This window comes from Arthrobacter sp. MW3 TE3886, assembly GCF_041262145.1.
Classification (GTDB): domain Bacteria; phylum Actinomycetota; class Actinomycetes; order Actinomycetales; family Micrococcaceae; genus Arthrobacter.
Window position 1 is genome coordinate 3808644 of record NZ_JBGCAN010000001.1, and the last position, 19937, is coordinate 3828580.

21 protein-coding genes are annotated in these 19937 nt (G+C 65.9%); 17 read left to right on the forward strand and 4 right to left on the reverse strand.

Annotated features, from left to right (window positions below; genetic code table 11):
- Positions 1 to 43: 43 nt before the first annotated feature.
- The 16 genes from ABH915_RS17230 (at position 44) to ABH915_RS17305 (ending at position 14508) form a co-directional block, all read left to right on the forward strand.
- Entirely contained in the window at positions 44 to 757 is a 714-nt protein-coding gene (locus tag ABH915_RS17230) for a Flp pilus assembly protein CpaB (protein WP_231494283.1), read from the forward strand.
- A complete protein-coding gene (locus tag ABH915_RS17235; RefSeq protein ID WP_370123587.1) occupies positions 754 to 1959 on the forward strand; it encodes a CpaE family protein in 1206 nt (401 codons plus the stop codon). Before ABH915_RS17230 ends, ABH915_RS17235 begins: the two co-directional genes overlap by 4 nt.
- The gene (locus ABH915_RS17240; RefSeq protein WP_026266480.1) at positions 1956 to 3425 is read left to right on the forward strand and encodes a CpaF family protein; all 1470 of its coding nucleotides are present in this window, start codon (positions 1956 to 1958) and stop codon (positions 3423 to 3425) included. The genes ABH915_RS17235 and ABH915_RS17240 overlap by 4 nt, the downstream gene beginning before the upstream one ends.
- Positions 3426 to 3427: 2 nt before the next feature.
- Positions 3428 to 4378, forward strand: coding sequence for a type II secretion system F family protein (locus ABH915_RS17245; protein ID WP_370123591.1), 951 nt, complete (start codon positions 3428 to 3430; stop codon positions 4376 to 4378).
- Positions 4379 to 4396: 18 nt separating this feature from the next.
- Positions 4397 to 5278 carry a type II secretion system F family protein gene (locus ABH915_RS17250; protein ID WP_370123594.1) on the forward strand — a complete coding sequence of 294 codons (882 nt, stop codon included), beginning with the start codon at positions 4397 to 4399 and terminating at the stop codon, positions 5276 to 5278.
- 246 nt (positions 5279 to 5524) lie between these two features.
- A complete protein-coding gene (locus tag ABH915_RS17255) occupies positions 5525 to 5761 on the forward strand; it encodes a Flp family type IVb pilin (protein ID WP_370123597.1) in 237 nt (78 codons plus the stop codon).
- Positions 5762 to 5820: 59 nt separating this feature from the next.
- Positions 5821 to 6060, forward strand: a complete 240-nt coding sequence (locus ABH915_RS17260) for a Flp family type IVb pilin (RefSeq protein WP_370123600.1) — start codon at positions 5821 to 5823, stop codon at positions 6058 to 6060.
- A gap of 104 nt (positions 6061 to 6164) precedes the next feature.
- Positions 6165 to 6539 carry a TadE/TadG family type IV pilus assembly protein gene (locus tag ABH915_RS17265; RefSeq protein WP_370123602.1) on the forward strand — a complete coding sequence of 125 codons (375 nt, stop codon included), beginning with the start codon at positions 6165 to 6167 and terminating at the stop codon, positions 6537 to 6539.
- Positions 6527 to 7567 (forward strand): pilus assembly protein TadG-related protein, encoded by a 1041-nt coding sequence (locus ABH915_RS17270; RefSeq protein WP_370123605.1) that lies wholly within the window; start codon positions 6527 to 6529, stop codon positions 7565 to 7567. Before ABH915_RS17265 ends, ABH915_RS17270 begins: the two co-directional genes overlap by 13 nt.
- A gap of 45 nt (positions 7568 to 7612) precedes the next feature.
- Positions 7613 to 8380, forward strand: a complete 768-nt coding sequence (locus ABH915_RS17275; RefSeq protein WP_370123608.1) for a Flp pilus assembly protein CpaB — start codon at positions 7613 to 7615, stop codon at positions 8378 to 8380.
- Entirely contained in the window at positions 8377 to 9567 is a 1191-nt protein-coding gene (locus ABH915_RS17280; RefSeq protein ID WP_370123611.1) for a CpaE family protein, read from the forward strand. Before ABH915_RS17275 ends, ABH915_RS17280 begins: the two co-directional genes overlap by 4 nt.
- Entirely contained in the window at positions 9568 to 11076 is a 1509-nt protein-coding gene (locus tag ABH915_RS17285; RefSeq protein WP_370123614.1) for a CpaF family protein, read from the forward strand.
- A gap of 7 nt (positions 11077 to 11083) precedes the next feature.
- Positions 11084 to 12019: a type II secretion system F family protein gene (locus ABH915_RS17290; protein WP_370123617.1), complete on the forward strand. Its 936-nt coding sequence runs from the start codon at positions 11084 to 11086 to the stop codon at positions 12017 to 12019.
- Positions 12020 to 12026: 7 nt separating this feature from the next.
- Entirely contained in the window at positions 12027 to 12911 is an 885-nt protein-coding gene (locus tag ABH915_RS17295) for a type II secretion system F family protein (RefSeq protein ID WP_370123620.1), read from the forward strand.
- 93 nt (positions 12912 to 13004) lie between these two features.
- On the forward strand, positions 13005 to 13886 hold the full coding sequence (locus tag ABH915_RS17300; RefSeq protein ID WP_370123623.1) for a glycosyltransferase family 87 protein: 882 nt from the start codon (positions 13005 to 13007) through the stop codon (positions 13884 to 13886).
- 97 nt (positions 13887 to 13983) lie between these two features.
- Complete coding sequence (locus ABH915_RS17305; protein WP_370123626.1) at positions 13984 to 14508, forward strand: Hpt domain-containing protein; 525 nt, start codon at positions 13984 to 13986, stop codon at positions 14506 to 14508.
- A 65-nt stretch (positions 14509 to 14573) separates the two neighbouring features.
- Here the strand turns inward: ABH915_RS17305 and ABH915_RS17310 are convergent, their stop codons facing one another.
- Positions 14574 to 15341, reverse strand: a complete 768-nt coding sequence (locus ABH915_RS17310; RefSeq protein ID WP_370123629.1) for a response regulator transcription factor — start codon at positions 15339 to 15341, stop codon at positions 14574 to 14576.
- Positions 15342 to 15549: 208 nt separating this feature from the next.
- Between ABH915_RS17310 and ABH915_RS17315 the strand changes: the two genes are divergently transcribed.
- The gene (locus tag ABH915_RS17315; RefSeq protein WP_370123631.1) at positions 15550 to 17226 is read left to right on the forward strand and encodes a sensor histidine kinase; all 1677 of its coding nucleotides are present in this window, start codon (positions 15550 to 15552) and stop codon (positions 17224 to 17226) included.
- A gap of 1 nt (position 17227) precedes the next feature.
- Here ABH915_RS17315 and ABH915_RS17320 read toward each other — a convergent pair whose 3' ends face one another.
- The 3 genes from ABH915_RS17320 to ABH915_RS17330 form a co-directional block, all read right to left on the reverse strand.
- Positions 17228 to 18118: a tRNA pseudouridine(38-40) synthase TruA gene (locus tag ABH915_RS17320; protein WP_370123634.1), complete on the reverse strand. Its 891-nt coding sequence runs from the start codon at positions 18116 to 18118 to the stop codon at positions 17228 to 17230.
- A 31-nt stretch (positions 18119 to 18149) separates the two neighbouring features.
- Positions 18150 to 18737 (reverse strand): 50S ribosomal protein L17, encoded by a 588-nt coding sequence (gene rplQ, locus ABH915_RS17325; RefSeq protein ID WP_370123637.1) that lies wholly within the window; start codon positions 18735 to 18737, stop codon positions 18150 to 18152.
- Between the two features lie 77 nt (positions 18738 to 18814).
- Positions 18815 to 19825, reverse strand: coding sequence for a DNA-directed RNA polymerase subunit alpha (locus ABH915_RS17330; protein WP_018773683.1), 1011 nt, complete (start codon positions 19823 to 19825; stop codon positions 18815 to 18817).
- Between the last annotated feature and the right edge of the window lie 112 nt (positions 19826 to 19937).

The window sequence follows — 19937 nt, forward strand, 5'->3', positions numbered from 1 at the left end:
CATCGCCGCATTACTTGTGGCAATTATAGGAACTGTATTGCTGGTGACGTACGTTCAAAATGCTGATAAACGCGCACTGGCCAGTACCGAAACTGAAAACATCTACATCGTCCAGAAAACCATTCCTGCCGGCGCCTCCGCCGAGACGATCGCCGATTCTGTGGCCAGGAAGTCAGTGCCTAAGCTCGCCATCGCCCAAAACAGCGTGACGGACCTCGGGTCCCTCGGCGCCAAGGTCTCGGCCGTAGCCCTCATGCCGGGCGAGCAGCTGTTGTCCTCGCGGATGGTGGAACAAAACGCATTTCTTGGCCCGGCCCGGGTTCAGATCCCCACCGGACTCCAGGAACTCACGCTCAAGCTTCCTATCGAACGTGTCGCGGGTGGCGTCCTCAAGGCCGGGGACACCGTGGGTGTCTTCCTCTCGCTGGAAGACGCGGGTGCCACCCAGGCCGGTAGCAAAGCCAGGACCCAGCTGACCTTCCACAAGGTCCTCGTGACGGCGGCGCAATTCAGCAACGGCACGGCCACCCAGACGGGGGGCTCGGACGCCACAGCAGGAACGGCCCAGGCGTCGTCGACGTCCAGCAGCAACGAGCAGACGGACGACACGTATCTCGTGACGCTCGCCCGGAACTCCGCCGACGCCGAACGCATCGTGTTTGCCGCGGAGTTCGGCAAAATCTACCTGTCCAAGGAACCTGGCGACGCGCTCGAGAAGAGCAACGGCGTCGTTGACACGGCGGGACTGTTCCGATGAGCCGCTACATTCTCATCACCCCGAACAGTGACTTCGAGCGCCTGGTCCGGCTTGCCGTGACCGGAATGCACGGTGCACTGCATGTCTTCCAGGCAGACTACCTGCCGGAAGGCCCCGCAGATATTCTGCGCCAGATGCAGGGAGAACCTCCGGAGGTCCTGATCCTCGGACCCGGTCTGCCAGTGGAGGGTTCCCTCAAGCTCGCGTCCGTGATGGACCTTCAGTACCCGGAAATCAGCGTAGTGCTCGCCGCCACGGCGACTCCGGAGAGCGTGCTGCAGGCTATGCGGGCCGGCGTCCGGGACTTTCTCGACCCGGCGGCCGACGCGGACACCATTCGCGTCATGCTGGAGCGGGCCAGTCTTGCAGCTGCGGGCCGGCGGCGCGGGCTCGCCCCGCAGGCGTCGGAGCACGCAGACCACGGCGGCACCGGCCGAGTCATCGCGGTGATGTCGCCCAAGGGCGGCGTCGGCAAGACGACGGTGGCAACCAACCTCGCCGTCGGACTTGGCAAGACCTCCCCGATGAGCGTGGTGATCGTCGATCTCGACCTACAGTTCGGCGATGTGGCCAGCGGCCTGCTGCTGGAGCCGGAGTTCACCATCACAGATGCCGTGATGGGTGCCGCAAGCCAGGATTCGATGGTCCTCAAGACATACCTGACCGTTCACCCGGCCGGTATCTACGCCCTGTGCGCCCCGCTCAGTCCGATCGACATGGACAAGATCACGGCTGCCCATGTCTCCCACCTGCTCGAACAGCTGAGGCAGGAATTCCAATACATTGTGGTGGATACGGCCCCAGGGCTGGGAGAGCACGTCCTGGCGACGCTCGAACAGGCCACGGATGCCGTCTGGATCTGCGGAATGGACGTTCCCAGCATCCGCGGCATGCGCACCGGCTTCCAGATTCTGGATGAACTCAACCTGACACCCGAACGCCGTCACATCGTCCTGAACATGGCGGACCGGCGGGCGGGCCTGACCTTGAAGGACGTCGAAGCTACTGTCGGTGTCCCCGTGGATGTGGTGCTGCCGCGTTCCAAGAACCTTCCCTACTCCACCAACAAGGGAGTCCCCGTCCTCCAGGACGGCAGCAGGGATCCCGCGTCCAAGGGACTGCGACAGCTCGTGGATCGCTTCAAACCCGGGTGGGAAGCAAGACCTCACAAACAGCTGCACAGAAGGGCGGTATTCCAGTGAGCCTCACCGACCGATTCGCACAACTGCGCGGGGATGCCCCCGCCAGGAAGTCGCCTGAAGCGCAACCTGCCCCGGTGGACGTCTTCCAGGCCCCATCGACGCTTGGCCGCATACATGAGGCCAAGACCGCTGCGGAATCGCGCAGCGACGTCGTTGAAGTCCAGCAGACCGCTTCCATCGCCAGCGAGGCGCTCAACACGCTCAAGGAGCGGGCCAGCCAGGCCCTGTTTGAACGGCTCGGGTCCAGGATTACCGATTCCTCAATCGGCGAGGCTGAGCTCCACCAATCGGTCAAAGACGAACTCAAGGCCGTCGTCGACGAGGAACAGATTCCGCTCTCCGGCCAGGAACGCCAGCGGCTGATCCGCGAGATTATCGATGATGTGTTGGGGCACGGTCCCATCCAGAGATTCCTGGACGACCCCGCCGTCACCGAAGTCATGGTCAACCGCTTTGACCAGATCTACGTGGAGCGCGGCGGGCAGCTGCACCTGACGGAAACGAAATTCACCTCAGATGAAGCGCTTCGGCGAGTTATCGAGCGGATCGTGTCAAACGTGGGCCGGCGGATCGACGAGTCGTCACCCTTGGTGGACGCCCGCCTCGCCGACGGATCACGAGTCAACGCCATTATTCCGCCGTTGGCGGTCAATGGACCGGCTCTCACAATCCGGAAATTCGGGCGCGACCCGCTGACCGTCAACAACCTGATCTCGATGGGCAGCCTGTCCCCCGAGATGGCCGAACTGCTCCAGGCCTGTGTTCTGGCACGCATGAACATCATCGTGTCCGGCGGCACCGGCACGGGCAAGACGACGCTGCTGAATGTGCTGTCTTCGTTCATTCCGGCGTCGGACCGAATCGTCACGATCGAGGACGCGGTGGAACTGCAGTTGCAGCAGGACCACGTGGTCCGGCTGGAAAGCCGGCCGCAGAACATCGAGGGCAAGGGCGAGATCTCCATTCGAGACCTCGTTCGTAACTCCCTGCGCATGCGGCCGGACCGGATCGTCGTCGGCGAAGTCCGCGGCGGGGAATGCCTGGACATGCTCCAGGCCATGAACACCGGCCACGACGGCTCCATCTCCACAGTCCACGCCAACTCCCCCCGGGACGCCATCGCCAGGCTCGAAACCCTGGTCCTCATGGCCGGCATGGACCTGCCCTTGCGGGCCGTCCGCGAGCAGGTGGCCTCGGCCGTCAACCTGATCGTGCACATCTCCCGGCTCCGTGACGGCTCGCGCCGCGTCACGCATATCACCGAGGTCCAGGGCATGGAAGGCGACATCGTCACGCTCCAGGACGCGTTCGTCTTCGACTACTCGGCCGGTGTGGACAGCAGCGGCCGGTTCCTGGGCAAACCGGTGCCCACCGGCGTCCGGCCACGGTTCACTGACCGCTTTGCCGATCTCGGGATTACCATCTCCCCGGCGGTCTTCGGCGTGCAGCCGACAAGGGGGCGGTAACCATGCTCCCGGAGCTTTCCCCCCTCGCCTTCGTGGGCGGCCTGCTGCTGGTCTATGCAGCGCTGGCGATCGTCTTCACGTTCGTCTTCAAGTCCCGGTCGGCGGTACCGCTATCCCGGCGCAGGCCGGAAATGGGGCCGCAGACGTCCTCGTTCAGCAGACTGACCAACCAGGCGGTCGACGCCCTCAATAAGGGCGTGCGCCGCGGCCGCACCGGCATACTCAACAGGGACAAGCTCGACGCCGCCGGTCTCAAGAAGGGCCCCGGCGATTACCTGCTGATGGGCGGCGCTTTGACCTTCGTCGCAGTCGTGATCGGGTTCCTGACGGGCGGGGCGTTCTTCGCGGTTCTGCTGCTGGTGCTCACCCCTGTAGCCCTCGTGACATTCCTGAACATCATGGTTTCCCGGCGGAGAAAGAAATTCGACGACCAGGTGCCGGACACCCTGCAAATGTTTTCCGGCGGTCTCAGGGCCGGACACAGCTTGCTCCGCGCCATTGACGCCGCCGCACAGGAAAATGAAGCGCCCATGGCCGAGGAACTGAACAGGGTGGTCAATGAGACCAGGATCGGCCGGGATCTCGGCGAGTCCCTCGACGAAGTGGCGCGCCGGACAGACAACGAGGACTTCGGCTGGATCGCCCGGGCAGTCGAGATCCACCGGGAAGTTGGCGGAGACCTGGCCGAGGTCCTGGACCATGTTGGCGAAACTATCCGCGACCGGAACCAGATCCGAGGTCAAGTCAGGGCGCTTAGCGCTGAAGGCCGAATCTCTGCTTTGGTCCTCATAGCCCTCCCGATCGTGATGTTCATTGGCCTGACCCTGTTCAACCCCCTCTACTCCAGGGTGTTCACGAGTACGCTGCCCGGCTATCTCATGATCGCCGGCGTGGTGGTCCTCCTCGGGATCGGCAGCTTCTGGCTCAGCCGGCTCATCAAACCGAAGTTCTAGGGAAGCAGGGAGAGAACAGTGCAAACCATCGCTTATGCCGCCATCCTGGCGATCATCGCCCCGCTGTCGGTCATGACGTGGCTGGTTCTGACAGGCGACCGTGCCGGACTCAGAAACATCCAATCCAACCTTGGCAAGCGGCCGAAGACGGGGACGGCGGCGGCCGGTGCCAACGAGCAGCTTGCGTCGCTGGCGAGGAAGGCCATGCCGAAAGGTTACGCAGCATGGCTGGACAAGCAATTGGCCGGCGCCGGCCGGCCAAAGGCCTGGCCGCTGGCCCGTGTCGTCATGGTCAAGCCCCTGCTGGCCTTGGCCGGAGCCGTGCTGGGCATCCTGCTCTACACCGCTGATCCCAAGCCCATGAAGCTTGGCATCGCCCTGGGAGTCACCGCGCTCTGTTACTTCGTCCCCGACATCCTTCTCCGCAACTACGCGGAGAAGCGCCGGACCGCAATCAAGATGGAACTGCCAAACGCCCTGGATCAGATGCTCATTTCCGTCCAGGCAGGCCTGGGTTTCGAAACCGCCATGGCCCGCGCCGGCGAGGCCGGGAAGGGACCTTTGGCCGATGAACTCGTCCGGACCCTGCAGGACATGCAAGTGGGACGCTCCCGCAAAGAGGCCTACCTGGCCATGGCCCAACGCGTGGATGTGCCTGACTTGCGGTCCTTCGTCCGGGCGGTCGTCCAGGCGGACAGCTACGGTATCGCGATCGCAAATGTCCTCAAGTCCCAGGCGACCGTTATGCGAGTCAAGCGTCGGCAGCGGGCTGAGGAGCACGCGATGAAGATGCCCGTGAAGATGCTTTTCCCGCTGATCGTCTCCATCCTTCCAGCCCTGTTTATCGTGGTGCTCGGACCCACCGTCCTCAGCATCATGGACGTCTTCACCGGCCGCTAGGCAGGCGAACGCGCCGCTGCCCGTTCTGCGGGCAGCTCCACAGACCGGACCCCCTTGGACCCAGAGCCAAGGGGGTCCTCCTGTGTGTCCGGCGCAGGATGGGCGCAGGGAATGTACAGGAAACGTGCAGTTTGGGAAGCCTTAGCACAGGATGCGTCAAAGGCGAATCGTCGGCGTGTCGTCCGTTGCTAAGTTCCTCTCAGTGCTGGTGCAGGGCCAGCCGCCCAACTCGCTCAGGAGTCACCAATGCGTTCCATTCTCTCCAGCTTCGCAGCCCGCCTTCGCCGAGATCAGCGCGGCGCTACCGCCGTCGAATACGGCATCATGGTCTCCCTTATCGCCGTCGTCATCATCGTTGCTGTCACCCTTCTCGGCGGCACGTTGAAAGAAACGTTCAACTCCGTACAGTGCAGCGTCAAGGGCGGCGTCTACACGGCGGCCACGACAGGCACCACTCCCGTAGCCGGTAGCTGCTCGAAGTAGCTTTCTCCACCATCGCACCTTGCTGGCACCGTCCAGCCGTCCCGTCCAGGAGTTAACTCATGCGTACTTTTCTCTCCGCCTTCGCATCTCACCTTCGCCGCGACCAACGCGGCGCCACCGCCGTCGAGTACGGCATCATGGTCTCCCTCATCGCAGTCGTGATCATCGTCGCCGTTACGCTCCTCGGCGGCACTTTGAAAGAGACCTTCAATTCGGTCCAGTGCAGTGTCAAGGGGGGCGCTTACACGGCAGCCACGACTACCGGCGGCGTGACCACGGACGGCAGCTGCTCGAAGTAACACGCCAGCACGACCAACCGGACAGGGTTGCGGAAGGCTGCGGCCCTCCCAGCCCTGTCCGCATCAGGCGCCAGCGGCCATCGAGATCCAGGAAGGCGGTCCCCATGTCCAAAGCGTCTGAACGGGGCGCCGTCGCCGTGGAGTTCGCCATCGTGGCCCCGCTTCTCGTGATGCTGGTTCTGGGAATCATGGAGTTCGGCCGCGCCTACAACGCCCAGGTCACCCTTTCGAGCGCTGCCCGCGAGGGCGTCAGGGTCATGGCCATCGGCAACAACACCACAGCCGCCCGGACCGCAGTCAAGAATGCGGCCACCGGGCTGCAGCCGGCCCTGGCGGACGGGAACATCACCATCACCCCAACTAGTTGCACGTCAGGGGCCCAGACGACCGTCAAGATCACCTACACACTCACCACAATGACGGGAATCGCCGGGCCCTTCCCGATGGAAGGCAAAGGAGTCATGCTGTGCGGGGGCTAGGCAAGAGGGCACCAGTAGCCCAGGACGGCGAGCGCGGAGCAATAAGTGTCCTCGTGGCGATCCTCATGGTGGCGCTCCTGGGCTTCGCCGCCCTGGCTGTCGACGTAGGAATGCTCTACGCCGAGCGAACCCAGCTCCGCAACGGATCCGACGCCGCCGCCATCGCCGTGGCGCAAAAATGCGCCAAGGACGTCAACGACGTCGAGTGTTCCGCTGCGTCCCCGCTGGCGCGGATCCTGACCAGCAGCAATGCCGGCGATGGTTTGAGTAACGTCGCGTCCCTGGCCCTCGACAAGACGGCCCGCACCGTTACTGTCACCGCCGGATCGCAGGAGGCCGGCAAGGCGCCCAACCAGGTTTCGCTGTTCTTCGCCCGCGCCCTGGGCATCAACACCACGGAAGTCACCGCCGCTTCGACGGTCCAATGGGGCAGCCCGGTCGCCGGTCCCACGGTCTTCCCCGTCACCTTCTCGATCTGCCAGGTCAAGAACCATGTGGACGGCACGCTCCAACTGCTCCAGAACCACGGCAGCAACGCCAACCCGGACTGTCTATACGGGCCAGCGGGGGCCGCGGTGGAAGGCGGCTTCGGCTGGCTGCCGAACGATCCGGGGATCTGCGGAGCACTGATCGATCTAGCCGTTGCCGAGGGCGGAAGCGACCCTGGCAACAGCGCCCCGGGCTCGTGCCAGGCAACCCTGACCACCTGGGCTGCCGATATCACCGCTGGCCGTGACGTGGTCGTTTTCCTGCCGGTCTTTGACAAGGTGTCGGGCACCGGAGCCGGCGCCGTATATGGGCTGATCTCATTTGCGGCTTTCAAGGTCGCCGGCTGGAGTTTCAGCGGTAACAACAGCCTCCCCGACTCGTTCCACAACAAGGCTCCTGACGTCAGTTCGTCGGTGGCATGTGACGGCAACTGCCGTGGCATCATCGGGAGCTTCATCAAGTACGTGTCGCTGGCGAACGGCTTCACCCTTGGGCCCGTGGACGGCAACGGAGCCACGATCGTCAAACTCACGCAATAGCACCACTGTCGCCTCACCATCCACCAACCAATTCAGGAGCAGTTTTTGAAGTCACGCTTATTGGCAGGGATCGCGGCCCTGGTGCTGGCCGTCGTCGGGGCCATCCTGGTAGTCAGCTACGCGCAGGGGGCCGACGCCCGGGCAGTGCAGGGACTGGAGCCGGTCTCCGTCATGATGGTGCAAAAGGCCGTCCCCGCCGGTACCCCGGTGGCGTCGCTGTCGGCGTTTGTCACCACGCAGGAGCTTCCCGGCAAGGCTGTCTCTAAGACAGCGCTGAAGAATCTCGATGGCCTTGCAGGCAAAGTCACTGCCGTCGACCTCCTGCCTGGGGAACAGCTCGTGGCCGAGCGGCTGATTGAACCGGAAGCACTCAAGACCAGCGGTTCCGTTGACGTGCCAAAGGGGTTGCAGGAGGTCTCTTTCCAACTGGAACCGCAGCGCGTTGTCGGTGGCCGGATCGTGGCGGGTGACCACATCGGCATTTTCATATCGCTGAAGAGCGGCGGCATCGAGACCAAACCGGAGAAGGAAGCCACCCAGCTGACCATCCACAAGGTCCTGGTGACCGCCGTGCAACGCGCCCCCGTCGCTACCCCGCCTGCCCAGCCCTCAGCAGATGGCGCCACCGCACCGCCCGAAGATACCTCGCTCCCCACCGGCCTGCTGATGCTGACCGTCGCGGTGAACGATGTGGATGCCACGAAAATCGTCTACGCATCGGAATACGCAAGCATCTGGCTGAGCAAGGAGCCGCTCAACGCCACGGACAGCGGCCGGCCAGGAATCATGACGAAACCAGAGGTGTACAAATGAGCCGCTTTGTCCTGATTTCGCCGAACACGGACTTCGATGCCCGCGTGCGGCAGGCACTGGCCGGCGGCCTCCCGGGCGGCCTGCAGACCTTCGCGTTCGTCAATCCGGCGAACCCGGCGGAGCTCTTCGCCAGCCTCAACCAGGAACGGCCCGAGGTCCTGATCCTGGGACCCGACGTGCCGGTGGAGGACGCCCTGCGCCTGGCGACGGTGTTCGACGTCCAGCTTCCCGAGCTCAGCGTCATCCTGGTCGGCGAGCCAGATCCGAACTTCGTCCTGCTGGCCATGCGGGCCGGCATACGCGACATCCTCAGCCCGGCGGCGGACCCGGCCCAGATCCGGGTGCTGCTGGAGCGGGCCTGCCAGTCGTTCGCCACGCGCAACCGGACCAGCGCGGCCAGCCAGCCGGACAGCCCCAAGGGATTGGTGATCGGCGTCTTCTCCCCCAAGGGCGGAGTCGGCAAAACCACGATCGCCACCAACATCGCCATCGGACTCGGCCAAGTGGCGCCCATGGGCGTGGTGATCGTAGACCTGGACCTGCAGTTCGGGGACGTGGCCTCGGGCCTGTACCTGAACCCGGAACACACGGTGACCGACGCCGTCTCGTCCGCGGCCAGCCAGGATTCCCTCGTCCTCAAGGCCTTCCTCACCGTCCACCCCGGGAGCATCTACGCCCTCTGCGCCCCCCGGACGCCCGAGGAGGCTGACGACATCACACCGCAGCAGGTCACGCGCCTGCTCGAACAACTGGCCGAACAGTTCCAGTACGTCGTGGTCGACACCGCGCCCGGGCTCCCGGAGGTCGGGTTGGCCGCCCTCGAACAATGCACCGACGCCGTCTGGGTGACTGCCATGGACGTGCCGAGTATTCGCGGGCTGCGCTCCGGCCTGGAAATCCTCCGGCGCCTGGACCTGCTTCCCGAGACGCGCCACGTGGTGCTGAACATGGCGGATTCCAAGTCGGGGCTGAGCGTCCAGGACGTCGAAGCGACCATCGGCGCGCCCGTGGACGTCAGCATCCCCCGGTCCAAGGCAGTGGCGTTCTCCACCAACCGCGGCATCCCCGTCCTTCAGGATGGACGCAAGGATCCGGCCATCAAAGGACTGAAACAGCTCGTCCACCGGTTCGATCCCGCCTGGCGCGCCACCGCCCAGAAGAAACTGCACCGCCGGGTGGTGGTCTAGATGAAGCTTTCCGAACGGCTCCGCTCCGCCGAGGGAACGGCTGCAGTTGCCCCGCAGGCCGTCTCGCCCCAGGCCGCAGCTCCGGTGGCCCTGTCCGCCACCGGAGGAAGTGGGACGACGGCGGCCCCGCCAGCCGCCGTCGTGCTCCAGAAAAGCAGCCGCCCACCAGTGCCGGGCTTCCCGGAGCACCAGGACTCCCGCGCCCGGGGCCAGCAGCCCGTCGACGCCTTCGCGGCCCTCAAGCAGCGGGCCGCCACCGCGTTGTTCGAACGCATGGGAACCCGCTTCAACGATTCGGCAACTACGGAAGATGACCTCCGCACCTCCGCGCGGGAGGAGCTGACGCGCATCATCGACGCCGAGCAGGTCCCCCTGTCCGCCGAGGAGCGCTCCCGGCTGGTCCGCGACGTGGCCGACGACGTCCTGGGCTACGGTCCGTTGCAGCGCCTCCTCGACGATCCCGCCGTCACGGAAATCATGGTCAACCGGATGGACCAGATCTACGTGGAACGCAACGGCAAACTGACCCTGACGGAATCGCGGTTCAGCTCCGAGGACCACCTCCGCAAGGTGATCGAGCGCATCGTGTCCAAGGTGGGCCGGCGCATTGACGAGTCCTCGCCCCTCGTGGACGCGCGGCTCGAGGACGGGTCCCGCGTCAACGCCGTCATTCCGCCGCTCGCCGTCGGCGGTTCGTCGCTGACCATCCGTAAGTTCAGCAAGGTGCCGCTGACTGTCCGGAATCTCATCGAGTTCGGCACGCTGACGCCGGAAATGGCGGAACTGCTGAACGCCTGCGTGAAGGCCAAGCTCAACATCATCGTCTCCGGCGGCACCGGCACGGGAAAGACGACACTGCTGAATGTCCTTTCCTCGTTCCTGCCCCACGACGAGCGGATCGTGACGATCGAGGACGCCGTCGAGCTCCAGATCCAGCAGGAACACGTGGTGCGTCTGGAAAGCCGGCCGTCGAACACCGAGGGCAAGGGCGAGGTGACCATCCGCGAACTGCTGCGGAACTCCCTGCGCATGCGCCCGGACCGGATCGTGGTGGGCGAGGTCCGCGGCGGCGAATCACTGGACATGCTCCAGGCCATGAACACCGGCCACGACGGTTCGCTCTCGACCGTGCACTCCAACTCGCCCCGGGATGCCGTGGCCCGGCTGGAGACCCTCGTGCTCATGGCCGGCATGGACCTGCCGCTGCGGGCCATCCGGGAACAGATCGCCTCGGCCGTCAACCTGATTATCCAGATCTCCCGGCTGCGGGACGGCACCCGGCGGATCACCCACGTCACCGAGGTCCAGGGCATGGAGGGAGACATCGTCACGCTCCAGGACGCCTTCGTGTTCGACTACGCCGCCGGCGTCGACGCCCATGGCCGGTTCCTCGGCAAACCGGTCCCCACCGGCATCCGCCCGCGCTTCATCGACCGTTTCGAGGACCTGGGCATCTATGTCTCCCCCGCCGTGTTTGCCGCGCCGCTGACGCCGGCCGGAAGGGCGTGATCTGTCCATGACCCTGCTGCCCATCGGCGTCGGCCTGCTCTTCAGCGCTGTGCTGGTCCTCGGGATCGTGCTGCTCGCACCTGGCGGGGCGAGTCTCCCCCTGGACCGGCGCAGGCCCGTCAGGGGCCCGGCCGACTCGCAGCTGACCCGGTTCGCCGGCTCGGCTGTCCACCTGGTCGACGGATTCTTCTCCGGCCGCAAGATCCGGCTCTTCAACCGCGAGTCGCTGGAACAGGCCGGTCTGCGCCTGAGCCAGGCCGACTTCTATGTCCTGCTCCTGGCCGGAGCTGTTGCGGGGGGCTTTGCCGGGTTCGTCGTCGCGGGGCCGTTGCTGGCGGTCCTGCTGGTGCTGCTGGCGCCGGTCGTGGGCCACGTCGTGATCGGCATCCTGGCCGGCAAGCGCCGCACCAAGTTCGACCAGCAGCTCGGCGACACCCTGCAGCTGCTCTCCGGCGGCCTCCGGGCCGGGCACAGCATCATGCGCGCCATTGACGCCGCCGCGTCCGAATCGCAAAGCCCGACGTCGGAAGAGATGCGCCGCGTGGTCACGGAGACCAGCCTGGGCCGGGACCTCCTGGACTCCCTGAACGACACCGCGGACCGGATGCGGAACGAGGACTTCGTCTGGATCGCCCAGGCCATCCAGATCAACCGCGAAGTGGGCGGGAACCTGGCCGAAGTCCTGGACCAGGTCAACGAGACCATCCGCGAGCGCAGCGAGATCAAAGGGCACATCAAATCCCTCGCCGCCGAGGGAAAGTTCTCCGCCTACATCCTCATGGCCATGCCGATCGGGATCGTGCTGATGCTGATGCTGGTCAATCCCGGCTACATGAACGTCATGTTCACGCACCCGCTGGGCTGGGGCATGATGGCCGCTTCCGTCATCCTCATGGCCATTGGTGGCCTGTGGATGCGCAAAATCATCGACCTGAAGTTCTGAGGCGGCCATGGCACCTTCTGTACTCGTTGCCACGCTGCTGGTGGCGTTGCCGCTCGGCTATCTCGCGTGGTCGCTGCTCTCCGTTGACCGGAGGTCACAGCGCGCCATGCGGGCGATGCTCGCGCTGGGCACGGATCCTGCCGAACTCACCCAGCGGGAGCGCAGCAGCCTGCTGGAACGGGCCGGCCACCGGCTGACTCCCGCAGCGTACGTCCGCAAACTGGACCGGCTGCTGTCCCTCGCCGGGCGTCCCGCGTCGCTGCCGCTGGGCCGCGTGCTCGCGGCCAAGCCGCTCCTGGGGCTGCTGGGAGCCCTCTTGGGCTTCTGGATCAGCGCCAACAGCCCGACGCCGATCCTCAAGCTCGTGGGAATCTTTGTGTTCCTGCTGGGCTACTTCATCCCCGATCTCCTGCTGTACAGCAAGGGGCAGGAGCGGCAGAAGACCATGCAGCTGGAACTGGCCAACACGCTGGACCAGATGCTGATCTCCGTGGAAGCGGGTCTGGGCTTCGAAGGCGCCATGGCCCGGGCCGGCGAGAACGGCAAGGGCCCGCTGGCGGAGGAACTGATCCGGACCCTGCAGGACATGCAGGTAGGACGCAGCCGGCGCGAGTCCTACGTGGCACTGGCGGAACGGACCAACGTGCCCGAGCTGCGCAGCTTCGTCCAGGCCGTGGTCCAGGCCGACACCTACGGCATTGCCATCAGCCGGGTGCTGCGGGTGCAGGCGAAGGTCATGCGGGTCAAGCGCCGGCAACGGGCCGAGGAGAAGGCCATGAAGCTGCCCGTCACCATCTTGTTTCCCCTGCTGTTCTTCATTTTCCCTGTGCTGTTCATCGCCATCCTGGGTCCGGCCGTCATCAACGCCATTGACACGTTCAGTGGCCAGTAACAGCCGCCACCGCGAGAACACACACCGGAACGTGCCGTTTGATCGGAGCGCAGGTTCCGGGATCTGGCCGGGTTCTATGGCAACATCTGGACCATGAACGACACCACACGTGAGGACACGCCCCCTTCACGCTCCGAAATGGGCCAGGGGAGCGTCTTCGCAAGGAAGTTTCCGCTGCTGGCCCGTTCGGTGCCCTTCCTGCTTTGGCCTTTGGCCGTTGTGGCCGTGTTTGTGTCGGTCCGGCACGTCGTCACCGGCAACGCAATCGGGTACGACTCGCACGCCTACTGGCTCGCGGCGCAGGGCGGGCTTTCCTATGGCGCAAGTCCCGGACAGCCGGACGCGTATTTGTATTCGCCCGCGTTTGCAGCGGCGATCTGGCCGCTGGCGTTGCTTCCCTGGCCCCTGTTCTGTGCGGCGTGGTTTGCGATCGAGGCAGCAGCAGTGGCGTGGCTCGTGAGACCCCTCCGGGCGCGGTGGGCCATTCCGGTGTCCCTGCTGTGCCTCCCCGAACTCGTCGTCGGAAATATCTACATCTTGCTCGCCGCGGCCGCCGTGGTCGGCATGCGAAGGCCTGCCGCCTGGTCTTTCGCCGTCCTCACGAAGGTCACCACCGGCGTCGGCCTCCTCTGGTTCGCCACTCGTGGCGAATGGAAGAGGCTGCTTCAAGGAATTGGCGCAACCGTGCTCATCGTCGCCGTGTCCTATGCAGTCGACCCGACAGCGTGGAGCGACTGGATTCGGTTCCTGTTCGAGAACAGGGATGGAACGCCTGACAGCCGCGTCAGCTTCGTCGTGCGGTGCCTCATCGCTGTGGCCCTGGTCGTCATCGGCGCCCGGAAGCAATGGCCCTTTCTCGTCGCTCCGGCGATGGTGCTGGCCTCGCCGGTCCTCGTCTCGGTCGTTCCGTGGACGATCCTCATTGCCGTACCGCGGCTTCTCATGGAGGGAAGTAACCGCGGGACGCGGCAATAGCTGCGGACGTGAATGGTTCCCTCGGGAAAGCCTCAGGGTTTCCGCAGGATAGACCGGGCTGCACGGCATCGGCCGCGTCAGCAAGTAGCGTGGTCACATGTCCCTTCCAAGCGCTTGCCCCGACGACGGAGAAGCGAGCATTGCCCTCGCTCCCACAACCTCTCCGGGACTGCCGGCGCCCGCCCTCACGGCATCCAGTGCGCCTGTGACCCTCCCGGAGGTGCTCCCGGAGGCACTCCAGGAGGTCCTCCCCGACGGCCTGCCGCCGGCCCCGCTCGTGGACCCTGCCGCGCTTCAGGACCTGGGTGCCCAGCTCGAGAATCCGGCCGTGGCGAAGGGATTTGCCAGGGACTACACCCGGATGTGGGACCAGCGCTACCGCACGCTGGCCTCGGCCCTCGAACGCGGGGATCTCGCGGGCTCGATGGACGCTGTGCTGAGCCTGAAGACGTCCTCGGCCATGGTCGGAGGCCTGCGCCTTGCCCAGCTCGCCGGCGAACTGGAGAACGCCCTCAGGGCCGGCGACATTGGCCGCGCCCTGTCGCTCCTGCGCGACGTTGCCGCACGCGGCGGGGAAACCGTGGACGAGCTCCAGTTCAGCTATGTCCTGTGGGACAGCTAGGGCCGGCGGGACCGCTGCCCCCTACAGGTGGCCCGGGCGCCGGGCACCGGACGCCCCTCCGTGGGCTACCGGGCCGGCGACAGCCGGTAGCCCACGCCGCGGACGGTCTGCAGCCAGCGCGGCTGCACCGGGTCCTCGCCGAGTTTCCTCCGGAGGTTGCCGATATGCACCTCGACGGCGCGTTCGTCGGATTCGCTGATGTAGGCGTCCGCCCGGTAGTAATCGCCCCGGACCACGCGCACCAGCTCAGTCTTGGACCGCACGGCGCCGGCGCCCTTCAGGAGCGCCTGGAGGAGGTCGAACTCGCTGCGGGTCAGGCTGACCGCCACGCCGTCGACACTCACGGACCGGGTCTCGGGGTTCAGGTCCAAGCCGTTGTGGTGCAGCACCGGGCTCTGGGACGCTGCCGGGGCGGCAGCGGCCGCGGGATCCGTCCCGGATATTTCCGCGGCGCGGAGGTCCTGCCGGGGCCGGCGCATCATGGCGCCCACACGGGCGCGCAACTCCCGGGGCCGGAAAGGCTTCGCCAGGAAGTCATCAGCACCGGTATGAAACGCCGTCAGCGTATCCAGTTCGTCGGTCCGCGCCGTCAGCATGACCACGTACGCGTCGCTGAACTGCCGGATCCGGCGCAGCACCTCGAACCCGTCAATATCGGGAAGCCCGACATCCAGGGTGACCACGCTTGCCTCCCGTGCCCTGACGACGTCGACCCCTTCACGCCCGCCGGCCGCCGAATGGACTTCGAACCCTGCCTGGCTCAATACGGCTTCGACAAGGTTCCGAACATCTTCGTCGTCTTCTACTACGACGGCGACTCCCAGGTCGGTCATGGCCCCCCTCACGTGTCACGCTACGCTGCCGTTCGCGGATGCGGCGGCAGCAATGATCCCGCCGGCCCCCACCGGCAATGTCAGAATACCCACCCTAAGGGGCAAATTCGCGGCGGCCCGGTAACAGAAATGGCAAAACTTCGATTTATGTCAAATTTGCGTGACACAAGGTGTAAAACTGGAGCAACGGGAAGGGGGCACGGCGTCTTTGCTTAGACAGCGGCTGATCCGCGGTGTGGATCGATACGGCAAGGCTTTGGGGCCGCGCGGGCGGGTCCTCGTGTGCCAGTTGCCGCTGGCCGTGATGCTGGTCGGAATCGTCCTTGCTGCCCCGGCCGCCTGGCCCGGTCTTCCCGACAGCATCCTGTGCCGGTACGCCTTCGGCCTGCAGGCCGCGCTCCTTGCGGCCTGCGTGCTGGTGCCCTGGCAGCGTTTTGGGCCGTTGGCGCCGCTCGTCATCCCCGTCCTGGACCTGGTCGCGATTGGGCTGCTCCGGGACGGCACCACCGCCGGGCTGCCGGATCCCGGTGTGCTCTCCGTCCTGCCCGTGGTGTGGATTTCGGCGTCCAGGCTCTCTGCGCCCGCGAGCCTTTCACTGAGCTTCTCGGTGCCCCTGCTGGCCGCCCTGCCTTGGCTCCTGGCGGACCGGTCGGCACCGCTTGCAGCCCGCACGGCCGAAGCCTTGCTGGTGCCCCTGATGATGTTCGCGGTCTCCCTGGCCATGCGTTTCGCGCGGGCGCGCCTGCGGCACGAGCAGTGGCGGATCAAGTCCAAGGAGGCCGAGCTGGAGGTCCTGCTCGCGGACAGCAGGGAGCGCGAACGGCTCCTGAACACCATTCTTGACACCGTCGACGTCGGGATCGTGGCAGTGGACGCCAACGGCCGCCGGCTGCTGACGAACACGTGGCAGGCCGAACTGGAGGAATCCGCGGCCGCGGCGCCCCGGCTGACGGCCGAACCGGCGGGGCAAGTACGGCCGGAGGAAGAGGGCCAGCTCCTGCTGACCGGGCAGGACCGGAGCACCCCGCTGCCGCTGGAGCGCCGTCCCATCCGGCGGGCGCTGGCCGGCGAGTCCTTTGCCGACTACCTTGTCTGCTTCGGTGAGGCGGCGGCCAGCCGCGTGGTCTCGACGGGAGCCCGGCCCCTGAAGGACGACGCCGGCGACTTCCGCGGCGCCGTTGTGGTCTTCAACGAGGTCACCGGCCTGGTGGACGCCCTGGCCGCGAAGGACGAGGTCGTCTCCACCGTCTCCCACGAATTCCGCACGCCGCTGACGTCCATCATCGGCAACCTGGATCTGGTGCTCGCCGACACCGAGGGCCTGGACAGCCCGGTGGTCCGCCGCGTCGAAGTGGCGCAGCGCAACGCGGAGCGGCTGCTGGCCCTGGTCTCGGACCTTCTCATGTCTGCCAGCGCCGCCGTCCACCTCCATCCCCGCCGGACCGACCTGGCCGGGCTCGTGGAGGCGAGCCTGGGCTCAGCCCAGGCCCACGCCCAGGCGTCCCGTGTCTGCCTCGCCATGGACGTCCAGGGACCGCTCTGGGCACACGTGGACCCGCTCCGGATCAGCCAGGCCCTGGACAACCTCGTTTCCAACGCGATCAAATACTCACCCGACGGCGGCTCGGTGCGGGTATCCGCCAGCGCCGGCGACGGCCTGGTCCGCCTGCATGTCGCGGACACCGGGATGGGCATGACCGCCGCCGACGCCGGGCGGGTTTTCACCCGTTTCTTCCGCAGCCCGGCCGTCCGGGACGGATCCATTCCGGGCGCCGGCCTGGGGCTGTCCATTACCAAGGCCATCGTGGAAGGGCACGGCGGCTCCATCTCATGCCGCACCAGTCCGGGACACGGCAGCACCTTCACCCTCGAGCTGCCCGCGTAGTTTAGGCCCGCAGGGCCCGGGTCAGTTCGGCGCGGGCCAGCATGCCGCCGTCAGTCGGGTAGGCCACTTCCTCGAGCACCAGCGGGTGCGGGGCTGCCAGCACGGAGCGGGCGTCGCGCTGCCGGGCGAGGAGCCGCTCGTAAAGCCATCCCGGGGCCTCTTCGCCCTCACCCACGTACAACGCCGAGCCCACCAGGGAGCGGACCATGTTGTGGCAGAACGCGTCGGCCTGGACGGTGGCAACAATGACCCCGTCGGTGCCGCGCGCGAATTCGAAGCGCTGCAGCTCACGGATGGTCGTGGCACCCTCGCGGGGCTTGCAGTACGAGCGGAAGTCCTGCAGGCCCAGCAGCGGCGCGGCGCCCTCGTTGAGCAGCCCGACGTCCAGCGGAACCTTGTGCCACAGGGTCGAGGCGCGTCCCAGCGGGTCCCACAGCGCGGGGCCGTCCGCGATCCGGTAGGAATAGCGGCGCCAGAGGGCGGAGAACCGGGCATCGAAGCCCTCGGGCGCCACGCTCACCCTGTGCACCTCGATGGCCCCGCTGAGGTCGCCCAGACCCCGGCTCAGGGCACCGCGGATGCGGCGGAACAGGGCGACGGCGGGGTCCAGCTCGGCGCCCCGGTTCAGGCCCAGCCACTCCGCCTCGCTGAGGTCCAGGTGGACCACCTGGCCGCGGGCGTGCACCCCGGCGTCGGTGCGGCCCGCGACCGTGACCCGGACGGGGCGGCGGATCAGCAGCGCGAGGGCCTCCTCCAGTACGCCCTGGACGGTGCGCAGCCCCGGCTGCACGGCCCACCCGCTGAACGGGCCGCCGTCGTACGCCACATCAAGCCTGATACGCAAAAACCCGCCGCCCCCCATGACGGGGGCAGCGGGTTTGAGCTCGTTCATAGACTTAAGTCTATAAGAAAGATTTAGCGAATTACTTCGCGTCCTTCTCGGACTCAGCGGCTGCTTCCTCAGCGGCCGGAGCCTCTTCGGCAGCGGCTTCGGTCTCAGCGGCCGGAGCCTCTTCGGTCTCAGCAGCCTCTTCGGTCTCGGTAACCGGAGCTGCTTCGGCCTTCTCGGCGTCCTTCTTGTCAGCGTCCTTCTTAGCAGCGTCCCGCTGGGCAGCGGAGGTAGCCTCGGCTACAACGGCCTGCTTCGCGGAAACCGGCTCGAGAACCAGTTCGATGACAGCCATGGGAGCGTTGTCGCCCTTGCGGTTGCCGATCTTGGTGATGCGGGTGTAGCCGCCATCGCGGTTCTCCACTGCCTGTGCAATGTCGGTGAACAGCTCGTGGACGACGCCCTTGTTGCTGATCAGGCCGAGTACACGACGGCGGGAAGCGAGGTCGCCACGCTTGGCGAAAGTCACCAGGCGCTCGGCGTACGGCTTCAGGCGCTTGGCCTTGGTCACCGTGGTGGTGATCCGCTTGTGCTCGAAAAGTGCGGCGGACAGGTTCGCGAGCATAAGACGCTCGTGAGCCGCTCCGCCTCCGAGGCGCGGACCCTTAGCGGGGGTAGGCATTATAGTTTCTCCTCATATGGAAGCCGTTGGGCTGCGCACGCCAGGGTGCGTCCAGCCAGCCGGCCAAGATCTGTTGGTTAGAGCTCGTCGTCGCTGAACGCGGCGTCGTCCTCTTCGATGGCTGCGGCACGCGCTGCGAGATCGAAACCGGGAGGGGAGTCCTTGAGGGACAGGCCCAGTTCGACCAGCTTGGCCTTGACCTCATCGATGGACTTCGCACCGAAGTTGCGGATGTCCATGAGGTCAGCCTCGGAGCGGGCAACGAGTTCACCCACGGTGTGGATGCCCTCACGCTTGAGGCAGTTGTAGGAACGGACCGTCAGGTCCAGATCCTCGATCGGCAGTGCCATGTCGGCTGCCAGGGCAGCGTCCGTCGGCGACGGACCGATCTCGATACCTTCAGCTGCGGTGTTCAGCTCGCGGGCCAGACCGAACAGTTCCACCAGGGTGGTACCTGCCGAAGCAACGGCGTCACGCGGGGCGATTGCCTGCTTGGTCTCGACGTCGACAATGAGCTTGTCGAAGTCAGTGCGCTGCTCAACACGGGTAGCTTCCACGCGGAAAGTAACCTTCAGGACCGGCGAGTAGATCGAGTCGACCGGGATGCGGCCGATCTCGGAGTCGCCGGACTTGTTCTGAGCTGCCGAAACGTAGCCGCGACCGCGCTCGATGGTCAGTTCGAGTTCGAACTTGCCCTTCGAGTTCAGCGTGGCAATGTGCAGATCCGGGTTGTGGAATTCGACGCCGGCCGGCGGAGCGATGTCCGCGGCGGTGACGACTCCCGGGCCCTGCTTGCGCAGGTAAGCAACAACCGGCTCGTCGTGCTCGGAGGAAACCGACAGGTTCTTGATGTTCAGGATGATCTCGGTGACATCTTCCTTGACACCCGGAACCGTGGTGAACTCGTGCAGCACGCCATCGATCCGGATGCTCGTTACAGAGGCACCGGGGATGGAGGAGAGCAGGGTACGGCGGAGGGAGTTTCCGAGGGTGTAACCAAAGCCCGGCTCCAGCGGTTCGATGATGAACCGTGAGCGGTTTTCGGAGACGACCTCTTCGGAGAGGGTGGGGCGCTGTGCAATGAGCACTTAGGTTTCCTTTCGGCGAGCATCCGCTATATGACGCAACACAGGTGGTGGAAAGATCGGTCTGAAGACTTAACGCGGCCGGGCCTGCCCGGACCGGTGAGGGTCCGGGCAA